The organism is Neorhizobium populisoli (genome assembly GCF_019430945.1).
Lineage (GTDB): Bacteria > Pseudomonadota > Alphaproteobacteria > Rhizobiales > Rhizobiaceae > Neorhizobium > Neorhizobium populisoli.
Window position 1 is genome coordinate 49529 of sequence record NZ_JAHYCB010000017.1, and the last position, 24064, is coordinate 73592.

Genomic DNA, 24064 nt, shown 5'->3' on the forward strand with positions numbered 1-24064 from the left:
AGCTCGTTATTCGGCAAGAAGACCAGCCTCGCGGAACCACGTGCTTGCGTCGGCTCCTGCCGGAATCTTCATAGGAGCGTCGAGCTCGGTCACGGCGCGCCAAGCAGCCTCGGCCACGTCCTCCGGCGTCGTGAACTCCGTTCCGGCGCGGAGCGTGCTGAGATAGTCGTGGACGAACGAGCCGTATGGCTCAGGGATTTCCATTCCCATCCTAGCGACGGCATTCTTGCCGAATCCGGTGGTCGGAGCGGATCCCGGCAGTATCAGGCGGGTCCTTACGCCGAACGGGCCGGCTTCCAGCGCCAGGCTCTCGGTGAATGCGTTCAATGCAGCCTTGCTGGCACTGTAGACGGCCAAGGCAGGCAGCGGCTTCATCGTCACGATGGAGCTGACGTTGACGATGACGCCCGATCCCCGAATCCGCATCTGCGGAAGAAACGCCTTCGTCATCGCGATGGCGCCGAAGACGTTCGTTTCGAAGAGTTCGTGGATCTTGTCGATCTCGGCGCCTTCGAGCACGTTCAGCATACCAACGCCTGCGTTGTTGACAAGGGCGTCGATCGGTCCCGCCGCCTCGACGGCCTCCTCGATGCTTCGCGCGTCGGTCACGTCCAGCGCCAGGACTTGAAGCTTGTCGTGGGCGGGCAGCAGATCGTGCCGGCGCGTGCGCATGGTGGCGACGACCTCCCACTCACGTGCCAGAAAAGTCTGTGCGATGGCAACGCCGAAGCCGGAAGAGCAGCCGGTGATAAGGATCTTTGGCAAGTGCTTGTCTCCTGATTAAAGCCTGTCAAAGATGGACTAGATCCGGCGGACTTGCTATCTCTGTAGGTCCGAACTCCTTTAGCGAAAGTCCGAACAATGACCGATCCAGTCGCCGAAGTCGCCGCTCTGCTGAAGCCGACTCCCTCTGTCTCGAAAGTAGTGACCGGTGGCGGGCGCTGGCTCGTGGAGCGCAAAGACCTCGGGAGCCCCTTCTATTGCGCCGTGGTGGAAGGCGAATGCTTGCTGACTATCGCCGGACGCGACCCTTTGCAGATGACCGCGAGCGACTTCGTCCTGGTTCCGGAAGCCTCCTCGTTCACAATGAGCAGTCTGGAACCGCCGCCTCGCGGAACCCTTGCACAGCGGCTGGAGACGAGCCCCGGCGTCTTCCGGCTGGGCGATCCCGACCTCCCTGTCTCGATCAGGGCCATGGTTGGGCACTGTTCGTTCAATTCGGACCAGAGGGAACTTCTTGTCACGCTGCTGCCGGAGGTCATCCATGTCCATGGAGAGGAACGGCTCGCGCTGCTCGTCCGTATGATCAACGATGAGACCAGAGCCGACCGGACCGCGCGCGAGATCGTCCTGAGACATCTGCTGGAGCTTTTGTTCATAGAGGCGCTACGGTGCAGTGGCGGCGCTGCCGCATCTCCGGGCCTACTGCGCGGCATGGCCGATCCGCAACTCGCACCGACCCTGCGGCGAATCCATGAAGATCCCGGCCGCGGCATCACCGTAGAGACGTTGGCCAAGGATGCTGCCATGTCGCGTTCGACCTTCTTCGAGCGCTTCCGCAGAGAGATCGGCGTCGCGCCGATGGAATATGCGACCGGCTGGCGGATGGCGCTCGCAAAGGAGCTGCTCCGCAAGGACGTCGCCACGACGGAGATTGCGGAACGTGTCGGATATGGCTCGGCAAGCGCCTTCAGCGTCGCGTTCAGCCGCCACTTCGGAAAGCCGCCGGGAGCGTACTCGCGACAGCTTGCCGACGCATAACTTGCCGAATGAAGACGGACGACGGTTCAGCAAGTTCCTTGAGCTTAGGGGGCGAGGCACTCTTCGCAGATGCCGCATCCGTCTTCGTCCATTATAAACTGCCGCCGCCCGCAGCAGAGACATTCGGCGCTGCCTTCGCTGGAAAGCTCGCGCTCCGGCGGAAGAATTTCGATCTCGCAGGCAGATATTGTTTCAACGGACGCGTCTTCCATCTCGAGGCTCCAGGTTCGAGGACGGAATTAAGATGGTGATGCCGATCGACGAAACAAGCCGTGCAAGGTGCCCCGCCTAGTCGTTTCAGAGCAGCTCTGCGAGAAGCGCGTTAATCCAGCATGACCATATGGGCCGGGAGCTGCTCCTCGAAAAACTTGGAGAACGACGCGATGCGGGGCGGCAGGGCCTGATAGGGCGGATAGAACAGCGTGAGCCAGAGGTCCGGCGGCGCCCATCCCTTGAAGACATGCACCAGACGTCCACTGCGGATGTGTTCCGCGATGTTGAAACCGGGAAGCAGGGCAACGCCAGCCCCATCCGCAGCCATGTCCGCCAGGACCTCGCCGCTGTTGGCGCTGAAAGCACGGCCCGCCGAGATCGCAATGCTCGAGCCGCTGTCCGACAGCACCCAGTTCTCCCGCCGACTTTCTCCGCTGTAGGCAAGGCAATCGTCAGGTTTCAGCTCATTGGGGTGTTGCATGTCGACGAAGCGGCTGCCGGGTGCTGCGACGAGGATGCGCGGCACGACGCGAATCTTTCTCCAAATGGTGAACTTGTCGGACGGCTGTGAGGAGATGCGGATCGCCAAGTCATAGTCGTCGTCAACGATGTTCACCAGCCCGTCGGAGAGCGAAATCTCGAAGCACATCTTGGGATATTTGTCCTTGAAGCCGGACAGGATCGGCGGCAGCACGACTTTTCCGAACCAGGTCGGCGCGCTGATCCTGAGACGGCCCTCCTCGGCCTTGTGGGCGTTCATCATCTCACGCCGCGCGTCCTCGAGCGATTTCACCGCCGGCTGAATCTGCGCCGCGAAGATCGCGCCATCGGTGGTCAGGGAGACCTGCCGCGTCGTGCGCACGAAGAGCTGGACGCCGAGCTCCGCCTCAAGGGCGGCGATGGCGCGCGTGACGGCCGCCGGCGTCATGTCCAGTTCGCGGGCCACTTGCGCGAAATTCCGCTTCTCGGCGGCAAGGAGAAAGGTGCGCAGGGCCTTGTAGTCGTTCATGGGATTATTTCACTCTGTGCAATGCTGTGGGAATTAGTATTGCAATTCCGCCCGGCAATCAACCGGCCTATATTGCATTCACGTAACAGACACGAGTGCTGACTGAAAGGCATCGACATGATCAAGGATATCAAGGGGCTGCACCACGTGACGTCGATGGCGTCAGACGCGCGGCAGAACAACCGCTTCTTCACCGAAACGCTCGGCCTGCGCCGCGTCAAGCAGACGGTAAACTTCGACGACCCGAGCGTCCATCATCTCTATTACGGTGACCAGACGGGGTCAGCCGGAACAGTCATGACCTGCTTCCCGTTCGAAAACATGATGCTCGGGCGTCCCGGCGTGGGCGAGGTCGGCGAGACGCAGTTCTCCGTGCCCAGGGGATCGCTCAAATTCTGGCAGGATCGTCTCCTGGCGCAGGGCGTCGACGGGCTGGAAACGGACACCGTCTTCGGTGCCGGCAGGCTTCGGTTCATGGGTCCAGATGGCGACAGCCTAGCGCTGGTCGAGTCAGCCGACGACCGCCGCTCGTCTCCCTGGCTCGCCGGGGCCATCCCGGAAGACGCCGCGATCCGTGGTTTTGCAGGCGCCCGCTTCAGTCTGCATGATACGGCTGCCACCGAGGAACTGCTGAGCTTCATGGGCTATCAGCGCGCGGAAAGGCAAGGCGACGTGACACGCTTCGTCATTCCGAACGGAAACGGTGCCGATACGATCGATCTGCAGCTTCTCCCCAAGACGCCCTTCGCACGGCAAGGCGCAGGGTCGGTACACCACATCGCCTTTGCCGTCGACAATCGCGAGAAGCAGCTCGAGGTCCGCAAGGCGCTGATGGCCACCGGCTACCAGGTCACGCCCGTGATCGACCGGGACTATTTCTGGGCGATCTATTTCCGCACGCCGGGCGGCATATTGTTCGAGATCGCCACCAACGAGCCGGGCTTTGACCGCGACGAGGACACCGCCAATCTCGGGCAGGCGCTCAAGCTGCCGAGCCGGTATGAGGCATTCCGCGCGGAGATCGAGGCCAACCTCCCCTCGCTGGCTGCGTAACCGGCCTAACCCACATTGCTGTAGACGAAGGCCGCGGTCCGAAAGGATCGCGGCCTTTTTGCTACTCGCTCCGCTCAGCGTCCCCTGACTATTTCGTTTTCGACAATTCACTAGAAATATTTATTGCAATTTTGCGCGCATGCGGTCGGCGGTAAGTTCGATTTCAGCAGCCGAGACGGCAGCGAACAGCCAGCAGGCCCCGGAAGCTCCCGACAGCCGCAACTGATTTCGGGCGCCGTTCGCGGGCCCAACCAAGAGGAAAGAACCATGTCCAAGCTTGAAGTCCTAACCCCGGCAAACAGCCAGCTCATCTTCATCGACCAGCAGCCACAGATGGCTTTCGGCGTCCAGTCGATCGACCGCCAGACGCTGAAGAACAACGTCGTCGGCCTTGCCAAGGCAGCAAAGATTTTCGACATCCCAACCACCATTACCACGGTCGAGACGCTCTCCTTCTCGGGCAATACCTTTCCGGAGCTGCTCGCGGTCTACCCTGAGAACGACATCCTCGAACGGACCTCGATGAATTCGTGGGACGATCAGAACGTCCGCGACGCACTGGCCAGGAATGCCGCCGCCGGCCGTAAGAAGATCGTCGTCTCCGGTCTGTGGACGGAAGTCTGCAACACCACCTTCGCCCTTTCCGCTCTCCACGACGTTCCGGACTACGAAATTTATATGGTTGCCGATGCCTCCGGCGGCACCTCGCTGGAAGCGCATAACCGCGCCATGGACCGCATGGTGCAGGCTGGCGTGATCCCAGTCACCTGGCAGCAGGTCCTGCTCGAATGGCAGCGCGATTGGGCACGCAAGGAGAGCTACGACGCCGTCACGACGCTGGTGAAGGAGCATTCGGGCGCCTACGGCATGGGCATCGACTATGCCTACACGATGGTTCACGGCGCGGAAGAACGCGTCAAGCACGGCAAGCGCATCGGCCCGAACCCGGCGAAGTAGTAGTCCTGCCCCTGCTCCGGCATTTCGCCGGAGCGGAATCAATCCGGAAAGGTGTCCCATGAAAATGTATGTCATGTCGCTCGGCGCGGGTCTCATCGTCGGGATCGTCTACAGCCTCCTGAACGTCCGTTCGCCCGCCCCGCCCGTCGTCGCCCTGGTCGGCCTGCTCGGCATTCTGGTCGGCGAGCAGTTCCTTCCTCTCGCCAGGACGCTGCTGGCGCAGGAACCCGCAGCGGTCTCTTGGATCAACCAGATCAGGCCGCATATTTTCGGCCACCTCCCGAAAGGCGCAAAGCAGGGCGAGCTGGCTCAGCGGCCGACGACCGATATAGAGGGGCAGAGCTGATGACGACGCGCCGGACCTTTCTTGGCGGGGCGTCCAGCCTCGCCTTCTCGAACCTCTTCTCCCCGGCGAGAGCCGCCGATCCCAACCACAGAGTAGACACGATGCATCCCGACCTAATCCTCCATAACGGTCGCGTGACCACGCTCGACCGCGCAAACCCGAATGCGACCGCGATTGCCATCAAGGATGGTCTCTTCCTGGAAGTCGGCGCTGACAGCGACATCATGGCGCTCGCCGGATCCTCCACGAAGATCATCGACCTGAAGGGCAAGCGGGTTCTGCCCGGCCTGATCGACAACCACACTCACGTGGTGCGCGGCGGCCTGAACTACAATATGGAACTGCGCTGGGACGGCGTTCGCTCGCTGGTGGATGCCATGGAAATGCTGAAGCGGCAGGTGGCGATCACGCCGGCCCCGCAATGGGTTCGCGTTGTCGGCGGCTTCACCGAACACCAGTTTGCCGAAAAGCGCCTGCCGACAATCGAGGAGATCAATGCTGTCGCGCCCGATACGCCGGTCTTCCTGCTGCATCTCTACGACCGCGCGCTGCTGAACGGCGCCGCCCTGCGAGCCGTCGGCTACACCCGCGACACGCCGAATCCGCCCGGTGGCGAGATTACCCGCGATGCCAACGGCAACCCGACTGGTCTGCTGCTGGCCACGCCAAATGCAGGTATCCTGTATTCGACGCTTGGAAAGGGACCGAAGCTTCCGTTTGATTACCAGGTGAATTCGACCCGCCACTTCATGCGGGAACTGAACCGCCTTGGGATCACTGGTGTGATCGATGCGGGCGGCGGCTCTCAGAACTACCCCGACGATTACGAGGTCATCCAGAAGCTCTCCGACGAGAACCAGATGACCGTACGTCTAGCCTACAACCTCTTCACCCAAAAGCCCAAGGAAGAGAAGCAGGACTTTCTCAACTGGACATCCTCGGTCAAATATAAGCAGGGTAACGACTATTTCCGTCACAATGGTGCCGGCGAAATGCTGGTCTTCTCGGCCGCCGACTTCGAGGACTTCCGCCAGCCGCGTCCGGAAATGGGCCCGGAGATGGAAGGCGAACTGGAAGAGGTAGTGCGGGTTCTGGCCGAAAACCGTTGGCCATGGCGCCTGCATGCGACCTATGACGAGACCATCTCGCGTTCACTCGACGTTTTCGAAAAGGTCAACAAGGACATTCCCCTCGAAGGCCTGAACTGGTTCTTCGACCATGCCGAGACCATCTCCGACCGCTCCATCGACCGGATTGCGGCGCTCGGCGGCGGCATCGCCACGCAGCACCGCATGGCCTATCAGGGTGAGTATTTCGTCGAGCGCTATGGCCACGGCGTCGCGCAGGCCACGCCGCCGACCAAGCGCATGCTGGAAAAGGGCGTCAACGTCTCGGCGGGCACCGATGCCACGCGCGTCGCCTCGTACAATCCGTGGGTTTCGCTGTCGTGGATGGTGACCGGCAAGACGGTCGGCGGCATGCAGCTCTATCCGCGCGCCAACTGCCTCGACCGCGAGACGGCGCTTCGCATGTGGACGGAAAAGGTCACATGGTTCTCCAACGAGGAAGGCAAGAAGGGCCGCATCGAGAAGGGGCAGTTCGCCGATCTCGTGGTGCCCGACAAGGACTTCTTCGCCTGCGCCGAAGACGAGATTTCCTTCCTCGTGTCGGAACTCACCATGGTTGGCGGCAAGATCGTCTATGGTGCCGGCGACTTCAAGGCGCTGGACGAGAACGCTCTCCCGCCTGCCATGCCGGACTGGTCGCCGGTGCGCAAGTTCGGCGGCTATGCGGCCTGGGGAGAACCGGAAGGCGCAGGTGCGCGCTCGCTCCGCCGTACGGCGATCTCGACCTGTGGCTGCGCCAGCGACTGCGGCGTGCATGGCCACGACCATGCCGGTGCCTGGACCGCGAAACTTCCGATCGCAGACCTCAAGGGTTTCTTCGGCGCGCTTGGCTGCTCCTGCTGGGCGGTCTGAGACCATCTTCTCATGAATGAATGGACGGGCAGCGGTGAGACCGCTGCCCGTTTCGTTTCCGACCTAGGCAGATTATTGCAATTAATGCAATGAAATGGAAATTATTCGTGCAATTGCGAGATAACGCCGTCCAGGACAATATCGCTCCATCGAACAAACGCCGGTGCCGCTCGAACCGACCGGCCGAGCTTGCAGGAGCAACCATGACCAGCCACTCCCTTTCAACAGCGCGCGGGGTTCTCGCCGACATCGCAGCGGCACCCGCCCTGCGGACGACTGCGCTTCTCGCGCTCTGCGCCGCCTACATTCAGGGGCCGCTCACCAAGATTACCGATTTCAACGGTGCGCTTGCCGAGATGGATCATTTCGGCCTGCACCCCGCAGCGTTCTTTGCGGTGACCGTCATCGTCTTCGAACTGACGGCCTCTACGATGGTCGTCTCGGGTTTGCTGCGCTGGGCCGGCGCTCTCTCCCTTGCATGCTTTACCATCATTGCCACCTTCATCGCGCTGCGCTTCTGGGAAATGGCGCCGGGCATGGAGCGCATGATGGCAACCAACGCCTTCTTTGAACATCTTGGTCTTGCCGGGGCCTTCATCCTGGTTGCGGCATACGACCTCACAAAGGGAGCAGGCAAATGAGCGCGCCCAAGTCCTCCGGAGGCACGTTCGCGCCTCTTGCACAGCCCGTCTTCGCCGTCCTGTGGGCCGCCACAGTCCTCGGCAACACCGGAAGTTTTATGCGCGACGTCGCAAGTTCGTGGTTGATGACGGATCTTTCAGCTTCGCCCGCCGCCGTCGCCATGGTTCAGGCAGCTGGGACCTTGCCGATCTTCCTGCTCGCCATTCCGGCAGGCGTCCTCACGGACATCCTCGACCGTCGCAAGTTCCTCATCGCGGTGCAAATCCTGCTGGCATCAGTGAGCATCTCACTGATGGTTCTTTCGCAGACCGGTATGCTTTCGGTGAGCGCACTTGTGAGCCTGACCTTCCTGGGCGGCATCGGCGCCGCGTTGATGGGGCCGACCTGGCAGGCGATCGTTCCCGAGCTCGTAAAGCGGGAAGATGTGAAAAGCGCGGTCGCCCTTAACTCGCTGGGCATCAATATCGCCCGATCTATAGGACCGGCGGCTGGCGGCCTGCTTCTCGCCGCCTTCGGCGCGGGGATCACCTACGGCGCCGACGTCGCCAGCTACATCGTCGTGATCGCCGCTTTGCTCTGGTGGCCGCGCGCCAGGAAGACCAGCAACGCGCTTCAGGAAAACTTCTTCGGCGCCTTCCGTGCCGGCCTCCGGTACACCCGCTCCAGCAGACCGCTTCACGTCGTCCTTCTGCGGGCAGCGATCTTCTTCGCCTTCTCCAGCGCAGTCTGGGCCCTCCTTCCGCTGGTAGCGCGGCAACTGCTCGGCGGTGATGCCAGCTTCTACGGCATCCTCCTCGGCGCGGTCGGCGCAGGCGCGATCGGAGGGGCCCTCATCATACCGAGACTGCGCCAACGCATGGACTCCGACGGCCTGCTTCTGAGCGCCGCCATCGTTACCGCAGGCGTCATGGGAATACTTGCACTTGCACCGCCAAAGATCGTGGCGATCGTCGCGCTTCTCTTCCTTGGCGCTGCCTGGATCACCGCCCTGACGACGCTGAACGGCACGGCACAGTCCGTTCTGCCGAACTGGGTGCGCGGTCGTGGTCTGGCCATCTACCTCACCGTGTTCAACGGCGCGATGACGGCTGGCAGCCTCGGCTGGGGCGCGGTTGGTGAAGCCGTCGGCATCCAGTCCACCCTGCTTATCGGCGCGGCAGGTCTGCTTGTTGCTGGCTTCATCATGCACCGCGTGAAGCTTCCGGCAGGCGAAGCTGACCTCGTCGCCTCCAACCACTGGCCCGAGCCGCTTGTGGCCGAACCCGTCGCACATGACCGCGGCCCGGTTCTGATCCTGATCGAATACAAGGTCGAGAAGCATCACCGCACCGCTTTCCTGCACGCCCTCGATCAGCTCTCCCAGGAACGTCGTCGTGACGGCGCCTATGGCTGGGGCGTCACCGAAGACTCGGCCGACCCGGAAAAGATCGTCGAGTGGTTCATGGTCGAATCCTGGGCGGAGCATCTTCGGCAGCACCAGCGGGTTTCGAACGCCGACGCCGACCTGCAGGGAAAGGTTCTCGCCTATCATGCCGGCACGGACAAGCCGGTCGTCCGCCACTTCCTGACGATCAACCGGCCCGGCACGGCCTGAGAAGAAAGGGAGGCTGGTCTCCCGCCTCCTGCATAATTTCAAAAAAGGCAATTATCTCGAAACAATTGCTACAATTGTTGGCTCACGCGTTTCTGGTCAATATACGTTCATCAGACGAGCACGGGGGCGCAAATACCAGGCGCCGATCACCGAGAAACCGATATGACAATGAACGATCTTCCCGTGACGCGCCGAGGCGCCCTGCTCTCCGGAGCCGCCGCCGCTGCCGCCTTGGCACTCCCAGCTTCCCTTTCCCTTGCGGCAGATGCTGCTTCCACCCATCACTCCATCGAAGGAACAACGACCATGAACACTGTAACCACCAAGGACGGCGTCGAAATCTTCTATAAGGATTGGGGTCCAAAGGACGCCCAGCCGATCGTCTTCCACCACGGCTGGCCGCTGTCGTCGGACGACTGGGACGCGCAGATGCTGTTCTTCCTCCAGAACGGCTATCGCGTTGTCGCCCATGACCGTCGTGGACATGGCCGGTCGGCTCAGGTCTCCGAAGGTCACGACATGGATCATTATGCCGCCGACGCCTTCGCCGTCGCCGAAGCGCTCGACCTCAAGAACGCCGTCCATATCGGCCACTCGACAGGGGGCGGCGAAGTTGCCCGCTATGTCGCCCGACACGGCGGGCCTGCCGGTCGCGTTGCCAAGGCCGTGCTTGTCTCTGCAGTTCCGCCGCTCATGCTCAAGACCCCGGCCAATCCCGAAGGACTACCCCTCGAGGTGTTCGACGGCTTCCGCTCGGCGCTGGCCGCCAACCGGGCACAGTTCTTCCGCGACGTTCCGGCCGGCCCGTTCTACGGCTTCAACCGTGACGGCGCCACGGCCTCCGAAGGTGTGATCCAGAACTGGTGGCGGCAGGGCATGATGGGCAGCGCCAAGGCGCACTACGATGGCATCAAGGCGTTTTCCGAGACTGATCAGACGGAAGACCTGAAGGCAATCAGTGTTCCGACGCTGGTTCTGCATGGCGAGGACGACCAGATCGTTCCGATCGGCGACGCGGCGCACAAGTCTATCAAGCTTCTCAGGACCGGTACGCTCAAGACCTATCCGGGCTTCTCGCACGGCATGCTGACGATCAATGCCGACGTCCTCAATGCAGACCTACTGACCTTCGTTAGGGGCTGACGATCAGGAGGACGGGGGCTCCGAACCTCCGTCGTCTTTCTCTCTTCCCACGTGCTTGGACCTATCATGTCTCTGAATTCTTCCCTCGAAGCGCCTCTCTTCAGGGCGATGGAACTCACGTCCGATCTCGTCCTGAAGACGTTGCGGGCGGTGGACGACGAAGGACCGGAGCCGGATCGCACGCCGATCACTGCCGTGCAACTCGACGAACTGGTCCGCAGGGTCGAGCAGGAAGCGGCCGGCGACGATCTCTGGATCTTCGCCTACGGCTCACTGTTATGGCACCCGGGCTTCGAACCCACGGCAAGCGAACCCGCAGTCGCCCATGGTTGGCATCGGGCGTTCTCGCTTCGCATCCAGCGGCTGAGAGCGACAACTGACGCGCCGGGTCTCATGCTGGCCCTCCGGCCTGGAGGAAGCTGCTCGGGCGTCGTCCTGAGAATGTCGGCGAAGAACCGTGACGAGGATCTCCGCATCTTGCTTGCCCGCGAAATCCGGTATGCGGAAGTCAGCGACATGATGCGCTGGGTATGGGTTCGCACCCCTTCGGGAAGGCGGCGAGCGCTCACCTTCTGGGCAAGCCCGAAGGCATCGCCGCTGACGGAGAAGATTGCGCTCGAAGAGGCTGCCGCGCTCTTGGCACAGGCCTGCGGTCCCGCCGGTTCCTGCGCCGAATACCTCAGACGAACGGTCGTCGACCTTGCCGGGCGAAACATATACGACAGGAACCTTTGGCGGCTGCAGGCGCTGGTTGCCGCAAGACTGCGAGGCGAGGTTTAGCGGCAAGCTGCGTTCTGTCCGATCTAAACAGAGGCTCGTCCGGCCCGGCCGGGGTCGACAACAAAAAAGGTCGGGCGAAATCGCACCGGCCTTTCATTCGTCTTCCTATCCCTGCCAGTACATCCGTGCTCAAAGCCAGTAGACGAGGCATCGCGAGCGGCACTATCTTAAGCGCTCATCAACGATGCCGATGACCGATATCCAGTTGCGCAATCTGTTGATATCAAGGCGATGTCCCATCGTATTGGCTGTTGGGCTCGGCGCCGCTCCCTGGATTTCGCCGATAGTGCCCCAAACGCGCGGGCGAGAGCGAGTTCGGCGATGACGGGCGGCACCTTGAATCCGGTCATGTCACGTATCAAAAGACTCTTCCCATTCCGCCCCATGACCCAGCAGCGCCGACATTCGCCCGCACAGTAGCCCCCAGTCGAAATCGTCCCATCCCAGGTTCTTCTTTCCGTACTTCCGCTCCATGCGTCGGGCGGCTTTTTCGGCCGTATCAAAGACTGTTTTTTGCTCCGGTTTCAAAGGCCGCTCGCCGCTCTCGATCTGCTCGACCCACACCATGTGGCGGTTCCACCAGACTGCCCCAGAACTCGTTGTAGGCCGCCAGCATCGCGGCGTCGTTCCGGCGAAGGACGACGGGCCAGAACCACCCCTCCACCTCGCCGGAGGGAATCCATTCGACCTTGTCGCCCTCGTTCGTGTAGCCGATCGTGTGCCAATTAGGTCCCTTCTCGCCAGCACGCACCGGGTCATGAGTCTGGGCCTTCGTCCGGGAGATCCCGGATATGGTCTGTCTCTGCAGGTGTCGCAGTAAACGCCCTTAACCTGCTCGACAATGATTGTTTGGCCTCGGTACGGGAAATTGAGGTCGCTCGTGCGCATTCATTTTTCCTGATGCGCAGTAAAGACACTTCATCGAAAAACCTTCCTCTTGTCGACGTCTGAAGATGACCTTTCCCACCGCATCTTGGAAGCTCGGAAGCACGTCAATGAAAGTTCCGCGCCTTCACCTTCAACGTATCGATGTGCAGGTCCGGTATGAAGATGTCCCTCGTCTTCGTCGCAGCCTTGTCGCGATGATCCCCGCTTCCCGGAGATCCATGCGCGAACTCGTCCCCTCGCCCGGTCGGTATCTTCACGTCGAGATCGCGATCCGCTAGCGCCGAAAGGTCTCCGGACAGGTCGTATAGTTTCCGGGCGATGAGATGGACGACGTCTCCCTCACGCTGGATCTTGCCATAGATGCCCATCATCGACGCGCCGAGGACGATCCTTCGCTGCTTCTCGAAGAGCGTCGGCCACACGATGATGTTTGCCGGCCCGGTTTCGTCCTCCAGGGTGATGAACATGGTTCCCTTCGCGCTGCCCGGCTTCTGTCGCACGAGAACGAGGCCTGCGATCATGTGGAAGCGACCATCCCTCGCGTTCATGGCATCGGCGCACGTCACGATCCGGCGCGCCTCCAAGTCTTCTCGAAGGAAAGCGATCGGATGCTGCCGGAGCGTCAATCCGGCGTGCGCGTAGTCCTCGATGACGTTGTGGCCTTCGGTCATCTGCCGAAGTTCGACTTTCGGCTCCTGCTGCTCTGCGACGGCCTGCTGTTCACGTTCGGCCGCGGCCGCAAACAGAGGGAGAGGCTCGTCCCTAAGCGCTTTTATCGCCCACAGGGCATCGCGCCGCTCAAGACCGAAGGCCGGGAGAAAGGCGTCGGCCTCGGCGAGCTGGGTGAGCGCTTCGGCCGGAACCTCCGAACGACGCCAGACATCATCGATGGATTCGAAGGGGCGTTCCGCGCGAGCGGCGACGATCCGGGCGGCGTCGATGGTCGCGAGACCGGCCACCTGCCTCATTCCAAGGCGGACGGCATGCCGCTCAGTGCCGGCGATCTCCTCAAGCGTGCAGTCCCATCGCGAATGCTGGACGGATATCGGGCGGACCTCGACGCCGTGCTGGCGCGCGTCCCATATGATCTGTGCCGGAGCATAAAATCCCATCGGCAGAGAGTTCATCAACGCCGCCGCGAATGCTTCCGGGAAGTGGCACTTGATGTAGCAGGACGCGTAGGCGATCAGGGCGAACGAAGCCGCATGACTTTCTGGAAAGCCGTAACTCCCAAAGCCTTCGAGCTGCTTGAACGTGCGCTCGGCGAACTCCCTCGTGTAACCGTTGTTTATCATGCCATCGATGAGCTTCGTCTGGAACCGTGACACCCCGCCTGTGAACTTGAAGGTCGCCATGCTCTTGCGTAGCTGGTCGGCCTCGCCGCCCGTGAACCCAGCGCAGACCATCGCCACTTTCATGGCAGACTCTTGAAAGAGCGGCACGCCAAGCGTCTTGCCTAGGACGGCTTCGAGTTCCGGAGTCGGATATTCGACGGGCTCCTTGCCCTCGCGCCGGCGCAGATATGGATGAACCATGTCACCCTGTATCGGGCCTGGCCGCACGATCGCAACTTGAACCACGAGGTCGTAGAACGTGCGCGGCTTCAGGCGTGGCAGCATCGACATCTGCGCCCGGCTCTCGACCTGAAACGTGCCCAAGGTGTCGGCGCGCCGGATCATCGCATAGGTGGCACTGTCCTCTTGCTTCACCTTCGCGAGGTCGAGGTCCTCTCCCTTATGCTCGCGGATCAAATCGAACGCCTTCTGCATGCAGGTCAGCATTCCCAGCGCCAGGACGTCGACTTTCATCATCTTCAAGGCTTCGACGTCGTCCTTGTCCCACTCGATAACCTGCCGGTCTTCCATGCGCGCTGGCTCGATCGGAACGAGATCGTCGAGGCGCGAGCGCGTCAACACGAAGCCACCGACATGCTGCCCGAGGTGCCTGGGCGCACCCATTAGCTCGCGCGCGAGCTTCAAGGTCATCACGAGCCGGTAGTCGTTCGGATTGAGGTTGAGGTCGGTGACGTTCTTCTCGGTTATTTCTTCGGACCATGACCACAAACCGGACGACAGGGCCTTCGTCACATCCTCCGGCAGGCCCATGGCTTTGCCGACGTCGGCGATGGCCCTCTTCGCCCGATATCTCGTAACGGTGCAGACGAGCGCGGCCCGGTCGCGGCCGTAGGTCTTGTAGATCCACTGGATAACTTCCTCACGACGTGCGTGCTCGAAATCGACGTCGATGTCCGGCGGCTCGTTTCTCTCCTTGGAGACGAAGCGTTCGAAGAGGAGGTCGTTGGTCTCCGGGTCGATCGAAGTGATGCCGAGGATGTAACAGATCGCGCTGTTCGCCGCACTTCCCCTGCCCTGGCAGAGGATGCCTTGGCTCCGCGCGAACCTGACGATGCTGAAAACCGTCAGAAAATAAGGCGCGTAATCCATCTCCTTGATGAGATCGAGCTCATGCCGGACGGCGCGGAGGACCTTTTGAGGCAGGCCCTCGGGGTATCGGTCGGGGATGCATTCGCGGACATAGTGCTCGAGAGACTGCTGGGCATCCATGCCGTCGACAATGGCTTCCTCCGGATATTCGTAGGTCAGCTCCTCGAGGCTGAACTTGCATTTTTCGACGATCTCCATCGACCGTGCAAGCGCTTCAGTGTAGCGGGGAAAAAGCCGTTCCATCTCTTCCGGCGGCTTAAGAAAGCGGTCGGCGAATCTCTCCCTATCGAATCCAACCTCGTCGATGGTCGTTTTCTCCCGGATACAGGTGACGACATCCTGGAGCTGCCGCCTGCTCGGTACATGGAAGAGGACGTCGTTGGTCACGACGGTTTTCACCTTGTGCCGCACGGCCATGTTCGACAGCTCGTGAAGCCGCATCTGGTCGTTCGGCCGACGCCGGAGACAGAGCGAGACATAGGCGCGGTCGCCGAAGACGTCCTTCATGCGCCGGAGCTGTACGGCGCAAAGGTCGTCCGGCATGTCAGGAACGAGGATGCCGATCAACCCCTCGGCGTAGAGCGGAATGTCGTCCCAGTGCAGGATGCAGTTGTTCTTGCCGCCCCTGCCCTTGCCGAGGGTAATCAGCCGCGTCAGTCGGGAGTACGCGGCCTTGTCAGTCGGATAGACGAGGACGGACATGCCGTCCTGCAGATCGAGCCGACATCCGACGACGAGGCGCAGACCGGTCGCCCGAGAAGCCTCAAGAGCGCGGACGATCCCGGCGAGAGAGTTGCGGTCGACGACGCCCAGTGCCTCGATGCCGAGTTCCTTCGCAATCGCAAACAGTTCGTCCGCCGAGGATGCACCGCGGAGGAAGGAAAAATGGGTGGTGGTTTGCAGCTCTGCGTACCGCATCAGGCGAAGATCCCGTGCATGAACCATTTATGGGAGCCGGTCTCCGGATCGACGCCGTCGCCGGCGCGATAGACCCAGAACCGCTCGCCCTGTTCGTTCTCGATCATGAAGTAGTCGCGGACTGCCTCCAGCTCTGCCGGACGCCGCCACCACTCGCCGAAAATACGCTCTGGACCGTCAGCCCGGAGGACCTTGTGGCGCTTCCCGCGCCAGGTGACGCTTCGCGGAGGGTGGTCTGGCATCAGGGCGATCGCCTCGATCACCTCGGGCCGGTCCAGCAACCTGACAGGCCGACGCCAGTGGCCGACCCAAGTCTCCTTGGTGGATTCCGCGACGGGGGAGATGCGCTGCACGCTGCGCTCGGGAACATCGGACGCGAAAGGTGCCATACGGTACACGCGCTGGCCCCTGTTCCCGAAGATGTCGATCAAAGGGGTGATGTCGGTGACCTCTTCCTCAACGAGCGAAGATACGCGCTGTTCTTCCAAGAGGGGCTCGGCCGCGGCCGCGACCAGAACGAGACGTTCGATACCGAAACCGGGTTCGATCTTCTCCGTACGATCGCGGAATAGCTTCGTGAGCCACGCGACGTCCCTTGCCGGCTTTGCTGTTCCGGCCCTGATCACCTGTCTGGTGTTGTCGACCTTCTCGACGAAGAGATCGGCCCGTCGCACGCCGAGGCCGCGCTTCTCGAGTTCGCCGACGAGCTGGACGACGAGGCGTCCGACATACTTGTTGATCGTTTCGGCCGCGCCGATGGGCTCCTGAAAATTCCGCGAGACCTGGACGGTCTCGGCGGTGCGGATCGGATCGATCGGTTCGGCCATCACCCCGCGGATCTGGTCGAGGCGACGTCCGACCTCCGGGCCGAACCGGAGCGCTAACGGCGCGCGCGGCGTATTCGCCAGTTCGCCGATCGTCTGGAAGCCCAGTACACGAAGATCGGCGACGATCTTCTCGGGCAGTCGCAGCAAAGAGATCGGCAGCTTCTCGACGGCCCGAAACGTTTCGCCGGAAGGGATGATGACAGTCTCACGCCTGATCGCCCTCGCGCACGCGTGCGCGGCACCCCAAGTATCGGCGATGGCGACACGCGCCGTCAGCTTCTTGGCGTGGAAGCTGTTGAAGATCTTCGTGACCATCGGCAGCTCGCCGCCCTGAAGATGGTCTGCGCCCTCCGTATCGAGAACGAGACCATCGAACCCGTCGACGGCGACGATGGGCGAATAATGTTCGAGCGCCCAGAGCGCGATCATGTCCAGCCGTCTGGCGTCGGCAACCGGGTCGGCGTTGACCAGCATGAGGCCGCGGAAGAGCGCCTGCGCCTTCGCGGTAGGCATGCCCACTCGGACCCCCAACTTCTTCGCCGCGGCGTCGGCTGCGGATACCCAGCGCTTTGCACCTCTCCGGGCTATCACGGCGATGGGCTGCTCCTCAGGAATTGACGGATCGTCGCGGCGTATCCTGTCGGTCGCCAGATCTGGAAGATATATGGACACGACCCTGCTCATCACATGCTCCTACGCAAAACTCAGCACACTCTCCCGCTTTTACTCGCATCAACTCCAGAAACCATCGCGCCCGGCCAACGCCGGGAACCGGCAGGACTTCCGACGGAAGGACGCTCACTCGCCATCGTGTCGTTGCCGCGGTCGGCTGGCCGAAGTCGTTCGCTTCCGTCTGCCGCCTCCATCGTCGCACCACGATGCCCATCGTCCCAGTCCGCTCGGCGGCAAGCTGCAGACGACGGGAGGCGACCATCGGCAGGCGGACAAGCTCCCCGACGACGGCGCCCAGACCGCCGAATGAGAGGGCCTCCTCCATCGAGGCCAGTACGTCCTCTTCCTTCCCTGCTTCCACGAAGATCACCCGGTTCGGATGTAGGCCGACCTGGGTGAGTGCCGGCAGAAACAGGTCCGGGCGCGTCAGGCACCAGACGACAGGTCCCTTTGTTCGAGCAGCGATCCCCGCCGCGAATAGAGCAGCGGCTGCACCATCGACGGTACCGGATCCACCACCGGCGAATTCATGCAGCGCGCCGTAGGCCAGCCCGCCGCCAGGAAGTACGCCGTCGATCTCCGGCGCACCGAACGGAAGGCAGATTCTCGCCTTGGCAGCGCCTCCCTCCAAGGCGGAGACGCGTTCGCGCAGGTCTGCAAGGACTGTCTCGCGAGCAGCGGACATCGATCACGAATCCTTCCGAAATCGCGGTGAAAATTCACGACATCATGTCGCTGAAAACTTGTACGTTCCTCTTCTGTTCCATCCACAGAACGGCGTCAAGATGACTCGATATCGAGGAATCTAGTCCTAGGATTAGCAAGATCTCAGATTCGCTGAGCGGAATCAAAATCGTAGCTATGGCCCTCTGCAGCCGGCTTGCTCAAAAATAAATTTGTGAGAGCTAGCGCCTTGCCTCTGGGACATTGATCAGATAGTCAGCCGCCGCTCGACACGTAGCGGCAGCTTGGAGAGGGTATGGGAAGACGACAGCCGAAGCCCGATAACGAAGGCGGCCCCACCTTGAAGGATGTCCGCCTCGCGGTGATGGAAGTGGATTGCACGCTCTGCGACCGTCGAGGTTCGCTCGACCGGAAGGCGCTTGTCGCGCAGTTTGGTGCAGGCATGAGTTTTAAACGGCTCCGGCGTCGCGTGGCCATGGGCTGCGCGCGGATGTGCCATCCCCAAGGCGACAGTTGCGGGACAAGATTTCCATGCCTTGATACGGAATACTCGCTGCCGCCTAAGTCCAGCTAGAAGGAATTCAAGGCGCCCGCCTCGTCCCCAGCCAGCCGCGGTCTGACCTCATGAAGCAGAACCGGACGTGCTCGGCTCCGGATATGTCCAGATGCTCAAGCGTCAAAAGTTCGACTCGAACCGGACAGAAGCGTTCGAACGGCGATCTGTCGTCCTTCTCGTTGTCGTCATAGAGCCTCCCGTCAGAATGCATCCTTGCGCCAGGTGAGAAGGGTTGATGGAACGTCCTGCGCGTTGCCTCGCTGAGCTTGCTCCAGTGCTCTGCAAGCTCGGAATGGTCGCCCACGGTGTTCGCGATACCGGTCATACGAATTTGTACTCGGCTCGTCGCATCGTAACCTGCCAACGCCACGTGGGAACTGTGTCTAAGGATGTCGTCCATCTTCGGCGATCTGACATCCGTGACGTAGTAGATAGCGCCATCGTTTCGATAAGCCCGCCTAAGGACGATAGTGCGGACTTCAGGCTGCATCCTCTGGTTGATGGTTGCGACCTGTAGGAAATTGAATGGGCTGCCCGCTGTCGCCCCTGCTTCCAAGGCCTGCCATGTTCGATCGAAGGCGGCCCGACAACGAGGATCGCGGTCAATCCGGTCATCGTCGGTGAGAATGTCGACGAACATCCGAATCCCTCCAGCTGCATAAACGGCGACGATGGCTCAGCCAGAAACGGACGTCAACGTCACGTGGAAGCGTACCGGGCTAATGCTTTCGCTCCTCCGATCACCAATCGCCGAGAACCGGAACATTCTCCTACGGCGCCCGTTCGCTTCCCACCTACAAGGAGGAGCATGATCATGACCCAACTATACAATGAAGGCGCACCGAGCATTGCGGGCGGACGCGCCAAGAGCACTCTTACGGCATTCTTCGACAGCAAGAGGGAAGCTGAGACGGCGGTCGAGCGACTGAAAGCCGCTGGCGTGGTCGATGTGCGTCTTATGCCAGGATACGAAGATGATGCCGGAGGTACCTTGGCAGCAGCAAAGGGATCCAGCTTCTGGTCAAAGCTTGGAGACTGGTTGTTTCCGGACGATGACCGTGACGTATATGCGGAGGGTCTTCGGCGCGGCGGCGTCCTCGTTTCCGCGTCCGTTGACCCGGCAAAATACGACACGGCGCACGACATCCTTGACGAGGAAGGCTCCATCGACATGGACGAGCGTGCCGATCTCTGGAGGACGGAGGGTTGGACTGCGGGGAGCAGCGCGCAGCAGTCCGCAGCATCCAGCGAAGACGCGTTCCAGCCTGATCCAAACACGGGAGCCGGCCGCTACGCGAGGAGCACGCAGGCAACGTCGCCGCGCGTGCGTGGATACGATTTCATTGACGATCTGCCAAGCGACATTGTCGACGACGTGATCCCGACCGGCCATCAACGCAACCCGTCGGAGGGAGACAGGCCTCTCGACGATCGTCTGTCTCAGAGCCAGTCTATCGACGGGATGCAGCAGAGTCAGTCGCTGCCGAGATAGCTGCTGAATTGATCGACGACGCCGGGACGACATTGTTGCGCGGCATCGGCGTCGTCTGTTTTTGATTTTCTGGCTCGTGCAGTCCTATCAGGCTTGTAATCCGCGTCGCGTCCGTTGGCCGGACACGGACCGCAAGGAACTGGTTCTCCTACCTGCATAAACTGCTACTTGCGCGAAAGCACGACTGCTTCGCTGATTATCGGCGGCGTCGTAACGGATCTGATTTCGAGAACTGTGACCCGAAACGCGGCTGCGACGACAGCGCTGTATGTCGACAGCATCATTGCGCCGATCCTCCCTGACCTCAGCGCGGACGCCACGATTGAGGAATCGGTCGAGCGCGTCCTTGATGAGACCTTGAGCCAGGGTGCGCTCGGACGGCGGCTCGTATCCTTCAGGCTGTGGCGAGCGGACGGGACGATCCTCTATTCGAACGATAAGAGCCTAACTGGTCGGGTCGTTCAGCCTAGCGCGGACCGGATCGCAGCTTTCCAAGGGCAGTTAATCGGTCATTTCGATGAGGTCGACGACGAGGAAAGTACCGCCGAACGTGCGATCGGCGAGCCTATTCTGGAAATCTACAATCCTGTGCTTCAACCATTGTCCGGGGAGGTGGTGGCTGTCGCGGAATTTTATGAGCGAGCGGCCGATCTGCAGCAGAGCCTAAGCCGCGCCCGGACGACAACATGGATGATGGTTGTCCTGGCGACGCTGTTCATCTTCTCTCTGCTTTCCTTCATCGTCATACGGGCGAGCCGCACCATCCGAAATCAAAGAAAACTTCTGGGCAACCAGGTGAGGGAGCTGACGAATCTTCTGGCCCAGAACCGTGAACTCGGTGCGCGGCTACAGAAGGCTTCGCTCAATACCTCGACGCTGAACGAACATTTGCTAAGAAAGATCGGCGCAGACTGCACGACGGTCCGGCTCAACTTGTGGCCTATGCTTCCCTGAGGATTGACAGCGAAAGGATACTCGACGCAGCCCTGCCCCGTGAAGTCCGCGAGAGCGAGGTCCAGACGATCAAGAAGAGCCTTCAGGAAGCGATGCACGAAATCAGAAGCATCTGTCGAGGGCTCGTACTTCCGGAAATCGAGTTGTTATCCGGCGTGCAGGTAATCGAACGCGTCGTGGCGGCTCACTAGGAACGGACAGGAACCGGTGTCGACGTCATCGCCGAAGGTTGCGAGTGCAGTCTATCGCTGCCCGATAAGATATGCATCTCTAGCTTCGTCCAGGAAGCGCTCAACAATAGCTGGAAACATGCTGGTGGTCGGAACCAGCGCGTCGAACAGACCTGTAGGGACAGTCTCATCATGATCTCCGTCGCCGACGACGGTGGGTCTGGCTTGAGACTCGATCAGCTTGAGTCCTTTAGCGGCCTTGGCCTCACCGGGCTACGGGAGCGGGTGAAGAGCATCGGTGGGCGGTTTGAGATTAAATCCTCACCGAATGGGGCGGAGCTCAAGATGTCGCTGAATGTCAACGAAACCGAAATAGCGTAGGATCGTGGTGAATTAATCCAGAAGGGATCGAATCCTTTCTCGATCGGAAGCAGTAGCCGGTCGATCCACGATCGTCCGTCCCCGATTATCCCGCATGACGTACCTGTCTTGAAAAAGCTGTTCGCGGATTCCGGAACGATGGCGTACTTCGACACCTTTGTCCCCAACCGTCACAGTATCTCCGGTGCGGGCGTTGACGCCATTCGATCTGCCGACATCGCCAGAGGAAGGCGAAGACGTGCTGCCCCCTCTTCCGCCACCGGTCGCACCGCCGTTACCGCCACCGTTACTGCCACCATTGCCGCCGCCATTACTGCCACCATTGCCGCCGCCGTTACCGCCACCATTACCGCCGCCATTGCCGCCACCGTTACCATTTTGAGCGGACGCGCTGACCGCAGACAACCCAACCACGGCTCCGGCAGCAGCGGACGATATGAATTTAAGGATAAACTTTCGTCGGGTATTCATGGCAACCTCTACACAAAAACCTTACAAACGACATTACGCGTACTACGTTGTGTCGGATCTCCAAGTAATGAAGCGGCTACCCGCACAAGGATTTGCAGGCTATCAGACTAAAGTGCTGGCAGACTTCGCTTCATGTTACGGAGAAACGCTACCAGCTTGTCTGTGGTCACTAAGCGCGACGAGGTCACAGTCTCCCTAAACGAAAATGCCAGGGCGGATGATGCTGCCCTGGCATTTCATCAGCGCATGCAGATCAAGTTAATTGATAACCTGAATAACCTTGCGCGAGGACGGCTCGACAATCACACGCTGCTTGTTGACGATCGCGTAGCTGTACTTCGGGTTTTCCGGAACCTGCTTGATCACGACGGTCGAAGGCAAAGCCTCGCCGACAACCACCTTCTCCTGAACGACGACAGGATCCGACGGCATCGGAGCTTCGCGGACATAAGTTACGACGCGCTCCGGCGGCGGATCGATTGCGGTGCCTGCCACAGCGCCGACGACGCCGCCCACTGCTGCCCCGACCGGGCCGCCCACGATGGCGCCGGTTACAGCGCCGCCCGCCGCACCGTTGACAGTCGACTGCTGGGCGAATGCGCTACCTGCTGCAAGGACAACACCAGCAGCAATGACAATGCTTTTCATGGACATGATCGTTCTCCTTTGATGGCTTCGATGTGCCGACAAAGAAACAGGAATGAGACGTTTATGTTCCTACGCGGGCCTTTAGTCCCAGCTCACGTAAGGCTTTGGTCGGAAAGGATTTGAGTACTCCTCTCGACTGCCTGGGACTTTGGTCCGGGATGCCTCCGACTGAAGCCCCAATCCCGGAACAATGCCTGCCCGATCCGGTTCCAATGCCGCTTTCAACAAGCATCCTTTCAACAGATCAGGAGGAAACGAATATGAGAATACAGCTTTTTACTGTCACCGCCTTCGCCTTCATCGCCGGTTCCAGCATGGCGATGGCCCAGGCCGTCGTCATCGAACCGCAGCAGGAGACGGTGATCAAGGAGTACGTCACCAAGCACAAGGTAAAGACTGTCGAAGTTCCGAACGTAAAGATCGCCGTCGGCGCAGCGCTTCCGGAAACGGTCGAGCTCCATACGATCGATGCTCCAAACGTCACCTACAGATACGTGAACGTCAACGGAACGACGGTGCTTGTCGACCCAGGCACCCGCAAGGTGGTTCGCGTCATCGATTGAGGCCGCACACGTAACACTGACACGGTATCAAGAGCCTGAAAGGACAGAGATGAAGATCATTACGAAGACCACACTGGCAGCGGTACTGCTGGCAGGATCCACGCTGTCGCCGCTTCCGTTGCTCGCCCAGGATGCGGCCAACCAGAAGCTTGTTCCGCCGGGGCAGACCCAGCAGGACAATCAGGTCAAAGGCTCGGCCTCGGTCGACGGTAGCGCCCAGATGAAGCCCCAGTCCGGCTCGGCGGATGCAGGCGCCAAATCCGATGCTCGGATCAAGCCGCAGTCTGGTTCCCCAGAGGCCGCGGCCAAGGCCGACGTCCAAGCCAAGCCTCAGAGCGACCAGGCGCAGTTCGACCAGATGAACAAGCCCGGGTCTGCAAACAAGTCCGGCGACACCGCTGCGGCTGGTCAGGCCGACCCGAAGCTGAAGGCCAATTCCGACAGTGCCTCTTCCGGTAAGCCGTCGACCGACAACAAGGACTCAACTGCGGCCACCAGCCAGCCAGAGTCGAAGGATTCGCAGACTGCACAAGGCAAGAACGAAACAGGTGCAACCGACGCCCGCAAGGCTGACACGGCGCAAGGCGCCGTGACTGAGACCAACGAGCGCAAGCCCAACTCCGCCTCGGCAGATCGCCCGTCGAACGAAATCACCGGAAGCATCAACATCTCGACCGAACAAAGGACCGAGATCCGCAACGTGATCGTCGAGAACAAGGTCGAGACGGTAAAGCCGACCTTCAGCGTGTCTGTCGGCGTCGCGGTCCCGAAGACAGTCAAGCTGCACCGCCTGCCTCCGAAGGTCGTCGAGATCGTGCCGCAGTATCGGACTTACGAATACTTCGTGCTAGCCGACAACCGGATCGTCATCGTCGAACCGTCGACCTACGAGATCGTATACATCCTGGTCGTGTGAGGG

Annotated in this window: 25 protein-coding genes; 15 read left to right on the top strand and 10 right to left on the bottom strand. The window is 61.0% G+C overall.

Annotated elements, in window-relative coordinates; translation table 11 throughout:
* Positions 1-6: 6 nt before the first annotated feature.
* Positions 7-765 (bottom strand): SDR family oxidoreductase, encoded by a 759-nt coding sequence (locus KX729_RS29745; RefSeq protein ID WP_219746085.1) that lies wholly within the window; start codon positions 763-765, stop codon positions 7-9.
* 96 nt (positions 766-861) lie between these two features.
* Here KX729_RS29745 and KX729_RS29750 point away from each other — a divergent pair, with 96 nt between their 5' ends.
* Positions 862-1761, top strand: coding sequence for a helix-turn-helix transcriptional regulator (locus tag KX729_RS29750; protein ID WP_219746086.1), 900 nt, complete (start codon positions 862-864; stop codon positions 1759-1761).
* Between the two features lie 44 nt (positions 1762-1805).
* Here the strand turns inward: KX729_RS29750 and KX729_RS29755 are convergent, their stop codons facing one another.
* The gene (locus KX729_RS29755; RefSeq protein ID WP_219746087.1) at positions 1806-1973 is read right to left on the bottom strand and encodes a hypothetical protein; all 168 of its coding nucleotides are present in this window, start codon (positions 1971-1973) and stop codon (positions 1806-1808) included.
* Positions 1974-2083: 110 nt separating this feature from the next.
* Positions 2084-2983 (bottom strand): LysR family transcriptional regulator, encoded by a 900-nt coding sequence (locus KX729_RS29760; protein ID WP_219746088.1) that lies wholly within the window; start codon positions 2981-2983, stop codon positions 2084-2086.
* Between the two features lie 117 nt (positions 2984-3100).
* Here KX729_RS29760 and KX729_RS29765 point away from each other — a divergent pair, with 117 nt between their 5' ends.
* The 8 genes from KX729_RS29765 to KX729_RS29800 all read left to right on the top strand — a co-directional run bounded on the left by KX729_RS29765 (position 3101) and on the right by KX729_RS29800 (position 11477).
* Positions 3101-4036 carry a VOC family protein gene (locus tag KX729_RS29765; RefSeq protein WP_219746089.1) on the top strand — a complete coding sequence of 312 codons (936 nt, stop codon included), beginning with the start codon at positions 3101-3103 and terminating at the stop codon, positions 4034-4036.
* Positions 4037-4303: 267 nt separating this feature from the next.
* Positions 4304-4993 carry a hydrolase gene (locus KX729_RS29770; RefSeq protein WP_219746090.1) on the top strand — a complete coding sequence of 230 codons (690 nt, stop codon included), beginning with the start codon at positions 4304-4306 and terminating at the stop codon, positions 4991-4993.
* A 58-nt stretch (positions 4994-5051) separates the two neighbouring features.
* Positions 5052-5339: a XapX domain-containing protein gene (locus KX729_RS29775; RefSeq protein ID WP_219746091.1), complete on the top strand. Its 288-nt coding sequence runs from the start codon at positions 5052-5054 to the stop codon at positions 5337-5339.
* Positions 5339-7318: an amidohydrolase gene (locus KX729_RS29780; protein ID WP_219746092.1), complete on the top strand. Its 1980-nt coding sequence runs from the start codon at positions 5339-5341 to the stop codon at positions 7316-7318. Before KX729_RS29775 ends, KX729_RS29780 begins: the two co-directional genes overlap by 1 nt.
* A 203-nt stretch (positions 7319-7521) precedes the next feature.
* Positions 7522-7959 (top strand): DoxX family protein, encoded by a 438-nt coding sequence (locus KX729_RS29785; RefSeq protein ID WP_219746093.1) that lies wholly within the window; start codon positions 7522-7524, stop codon positions 7957-7959.
* Positions 7956-9554 carry an MFS transporter gene (locus KX729_RS29790; protein ID WP_219746094.1) on the top strand — a complete coding sequence of 533 codons (1599 nt, stop codon included), beginning with the start codon at positions 7956-7958 and terminating at the stop codon, positions 9552-9554. The genes KX729_RS29785 and KX729_RS29790 overlap by 4 nt, the downstream gene beginning before the upstream one ends.
* A 306-nt stretch (positions 9555-9860) precedes the next feature.
* Complete coding sequence (locus tag KX729_RS29795; RefSeq protein WP_312992713.1) at positions 9861-10697, top strand: alpha/beta fold hydrolase; 837 nt, start codon at positions 9861-9863, stop codon at positions 10695-10697.
* A gap of 66 nt (positions 10698-10763) precedes the next feature.
* The gene (locus KX729_RS29800; protein ID WP_246617961.1) at positions 10764-11477 is read left to right on the top strand and encodes a gamma-glutamylcyclotransferase; all 714 of its coding nucleotides are present in this window, start codon (positions 10764-10766) and stop codon (positions 11475-11477) included.
* 351 nt (positions 11478-11828) lie between these two features.
* On the opposite strand, the gene KX729_RS33905 is transcribed toward KX729_RS29800, so the two are convergent.
* The 6 genes from KX729_RS33905 to KX729_RS29830 all read right to left on the bottom strand — a co-directional run bounded on the left by KX729_RS33905 (position 11829) and on the right by KX729_RS29830 (position 19106).
* On the bottom strand, positions 11829-12044 hold the full coding sequence (locus tag KX729_RS33905; RefSeq protein WP_246617962.1) for a hypothetical protein: 216 nt from the start codon (positions 12042-12044) through the stop codon (positions 11829-11831).
* 425 nt (positions 12045-12469) lie between these two features.
* Positions 12470-15727 (bottom strand): error-prone DNA polymerase, encoded by a 3258-nt coding sequence (locus tag KX729_RS29810; RefSeq protein WP_219746096.1) that lies wholly within the window; start codon positions 15725-15727, stop codon positions 12470-12472.
* Positions 15727-17238, bottom strand: a complete 1512-nt coding sequence (locus KX729_RS29815) for a Y-family DNA polymerase (RefSeq protein WP_219746097.1) — start codon at positions 17236-17238, stop codon at positions 15727-15729. Before KX729_RS29815 ends, KX729_RS29810 begins: the two co-directional genes overlap by 1 nt.
* The gene (locus KX729_RS29820) at positions 17162-17911 is read right to left on the bottom strand and encodes an ImuA family protein (RefSeq protein WP_219746098.1); all 750 of its coding nucleotides are present in this window, start codon (positions 17909-17911) and stop codon (positions 17162-17164) included. The genes KX729_RS29815 and KX729_RS29820 overlap by 77 nt, the downstream gene beginning before the upstream one ends.
* 246 nt (positions 17912-18157) lie before the next feature.
* Positions 18158-18409: a hypothetical protein gene (locus KX729_RS34480; RefSeq protein ID WP_219746099.1), complete on the bottom strand. Its 252-nt coding sequence runs from the start codon at positions 18407-18409 to the stop codon at positions 18158-18160.
* A gap of 82 nt (positions 18410-18491) precedes the next feature.
* On the bottom strand, positions 18492-19106 hold the full coding sequence (locus KX729_RS29830; protein ID WP_219746100.1) for a pyridoxamine 5'-phosphate oxidase family protein: 615 nt from the start codon (positions 19104-19106) through the stop codon (positions 18492-18494).
* 174 nt (positions 19107-19280) lie between these two features.
* On the opposite strand from KX729_RS29830, the gene KX729_RS29835 reads away from it, so the two are divergent.
* From KX729_RS29835 to KX729_RS29845, 4 genes are all read left to right on the top strand, one after another.
* Positions 19281-19958 carry a hypothetical protein gene (locus KX729_RS29835; RefSeq protein ID WP_219746101.1) on the top strand — a complete coding sequence of 226 codons (678 nt, stop codon included), beginning with the start codon at positions 19281-19283 and terminating at the stop codon, positions 19956-19958.
* Positions 19959-20126: 168 nt separating this feature from the next.
* Complete coding sequence (locus tag KX729_RS33915; RefSeq protein ID WP_246617973.1) at positions 20127-20912, top strand: hypothetical protein; 786 nt, start codon at positions 20127-20129, stop codon at positions 20910-20912.
* Between the two features lie 266 nt (positions 20913-21178).
* Positions 21179-21463, top strand: a complete 285-nt coding sequence (locus KX729_RS33920; RefSeq protein ID WP_376776094.1) for a sensor histidine kinase — start codon at positions 21179-21181, stop codon at positions 21461-21463.
* 108 nt (positions 21464-21571) lie between these two features.
* A complete protein-coding gene (locus KX729_RS29845) occupies positions 21572-22045 on the top strand; it encodes a hypothetical protein (RefSeq protein ID WP_219746102.1) in 474 nt (157 codons plus the stop codon).
* A 147-nt stretch (positions 22046-22192) separates the two neighbouring features.
* Here the strand turns inward: KX729_RS29845 and KX729_RS29850 are convergent, their stop codons facing one another.
* Positions 22193-22588 (bottom strand): DUF1236 domain-containing protein, encoded by a 396-nt coding sequence (locus KX729_RS29850; protein ID WP_219746103.1) that lies wholly within the window; start codon positions 22586-22588, stop codon positions 22193-22195.
* A gap of 254 nt (positions 22589-22842) precedes the next feature.
* On the opposite strand from KX729_RS29850, the gene KX729_RS29855 reads away from it, so the two are divergent.
* Both KX729_RS29855 and KX729_RS29860 read left to right on the top strand, forming a co-directional pair.
* A complete protein-coding gene (locus KX729_RS29855) occupies positions 22843-23145 on the top strand; it encodes a DUF1236 domain-containing protein (RefSeq protein ID WP_219746104.1) in 303 nt (100 codons plus the stop codon).
* Positions 23102-24061: a DUF1236 domain-containing protein gene (locus KX729_RS29860; RefSeq protein ID WP_246617965.1), complete on the top strand. Its 960-nt coding sequence runs from the start codon at positions 23102-23104 to the stop codon at positions 24059-24061. The genes KX729_RS29855 and KX729_RS29860 overlap by 44 nt, the downstream gene beginning before the upstream one ends.
* Positions 24062-24064 lie beyond the last annotated feature (3 nt).

Excerpts from the sequence above, each read along its gene's own strand:
- KX729_RS29750 (WP_219746086.1), top strand. The coding sequence starts at position 862 with ATGACCGATCCAGTCGCCGAAGTCGCCGCTCTGCTGAAGCCGACTCCC.
- KX729_RS29755 (WP_219746087.1), bottom strand. The coding sequence starts at position 1,973 with ATGGAAGACGCGTCCGTTGAAACAATATCTGCCTGCGAGATCGAAATT.
- KX729_RS29760 (WP_219746088.1), bottom strand. The coding sequence starts at position 2,983 with ATGAACGACTACAAGGCCCTGCGCACCTTTCTCCTTGCCGCCGAGAAG.
- KX729_RS29765 (WP_219746089.1), top strand. The coding sequence starts at position 3,101 with ATGATCAAGGATATCAAGGGGCTGCACCACGTGACGTCGATGGCGTCA.
- KX729_RS29770 (WP_219746090.1), top strand. The coding sequence starts at position 4,304 with ATGTCCAAGCTTGAAGTCCTAACCCCGGCAAACAGCCAGCTCATCTTC.
- KX729_RS29775 (WP_219746091.1), top strand. The coding sequence starts at position 5,052 with ATGAAAATGTATGTCATGTCGCTCGGCGCGGGTCTCATCGTCGGGATC.
- KX729_RS29780 (WP_219746092.1), top strand. The coding sequence starts at position 5,339 with ATGACGACGCGCCGGACCTTTCTTGGCGGGGCGTCCAGCCTCGCCTTC.
- KX729_RS29785 (WP_219746093.1), top strand. The coding sequence starts at position 7,522 with ATGACCAGCCACTCCCTTTCAACAGCGCGCGGGGTTCTCGCCGACATC.
- KX729_RS29790 (WP_219746094.1), top strand. The coding sequence starts at position 7,956 with ATGAGCGCGCCCAAGTCCTCCGGAGGCACGTTCGCGCCTCTTGCACAG.
- KX729_RS29795 (WP_312992713.1), top strand. The coding sequence starts at position 9,861 with ATGAACACTGTAACCACCAAGGACGGCGTCGAAATCTTCTATAAGGAT.
- KX729_RS29800 (WP_246617961.1), top strand. The coding sequence starts at position 10,764 with ATGTCTCTGAATTCTTCCCTCGAAGCGCCTCTCTTCAGGGCGATGGAA.
- KX729_RS33905 (WP_246617962.1), bottom strand. The coding sequence starts at position 12,044 with ATGGTGTGGGTCGAGCAGATCGAGAGCGGCGAGCGGCCTTTGAAACCG.
- KX729_RS29810 (WP_219746096.1), bottom strand. The coding sequence starts at position 15,727 with ATGCGGTACGCAGAGCTGCAAACCACCACCCATTTTTCCTTCCTCCGC.
- KX729_RS29815 (WP_219746097.1), bottom strand. The coding sequence starts at position 17,238 with ATGAGCAGGGTCGTGTCCATATATCTTCCAGATCTGGCGACCGACAGG.
- KX729_RS29820 (WP_219746098.1), bottom strand. The coding sequence starts at position 17,911 with ATGTCCGCTGCTCGCGAGACAGTCCTTGCAGACCTGCGCGAACGCGTC.
- KX729_RS34480 (WP_219746099.1), bottom strand. The coding sequence starts at position 18,409 with ATGGCACATCCGCGCGCAGCCCATGGCCACGCGACGCCGGAGCCGTTT.
- KX729_RS29830 (WP_219746100.1), bottom strand. The coding sequence starts at position 19,106 with ATGTTCGTCGACATTCTCACCGACGATGACCGGATTGACCGCGATCCT.
- KX729_RS29835 (WP_219746101.1), top strand. The coding sequence starts at position 19,281 with ATGACCCAACTATACAATGAAGGCGCACCGAGCATTGCGGGCGGACGC.
- KX729_RS29850 (WP_219746103.1), bottom strand. The coding sequence starts at position 22,588 with ATGTCCATGAAAAGCATTGTCATTGCTGCTGGTGTTGTCCTTGCAGCA.
- KX729_RS29855 (WP_219746104.1), top strand. The coding sequence starts at position 22,843 with ATGAGAATACAGCTTTTTACTGTCACCGCCTTCGCCTTCATCGCCGGT.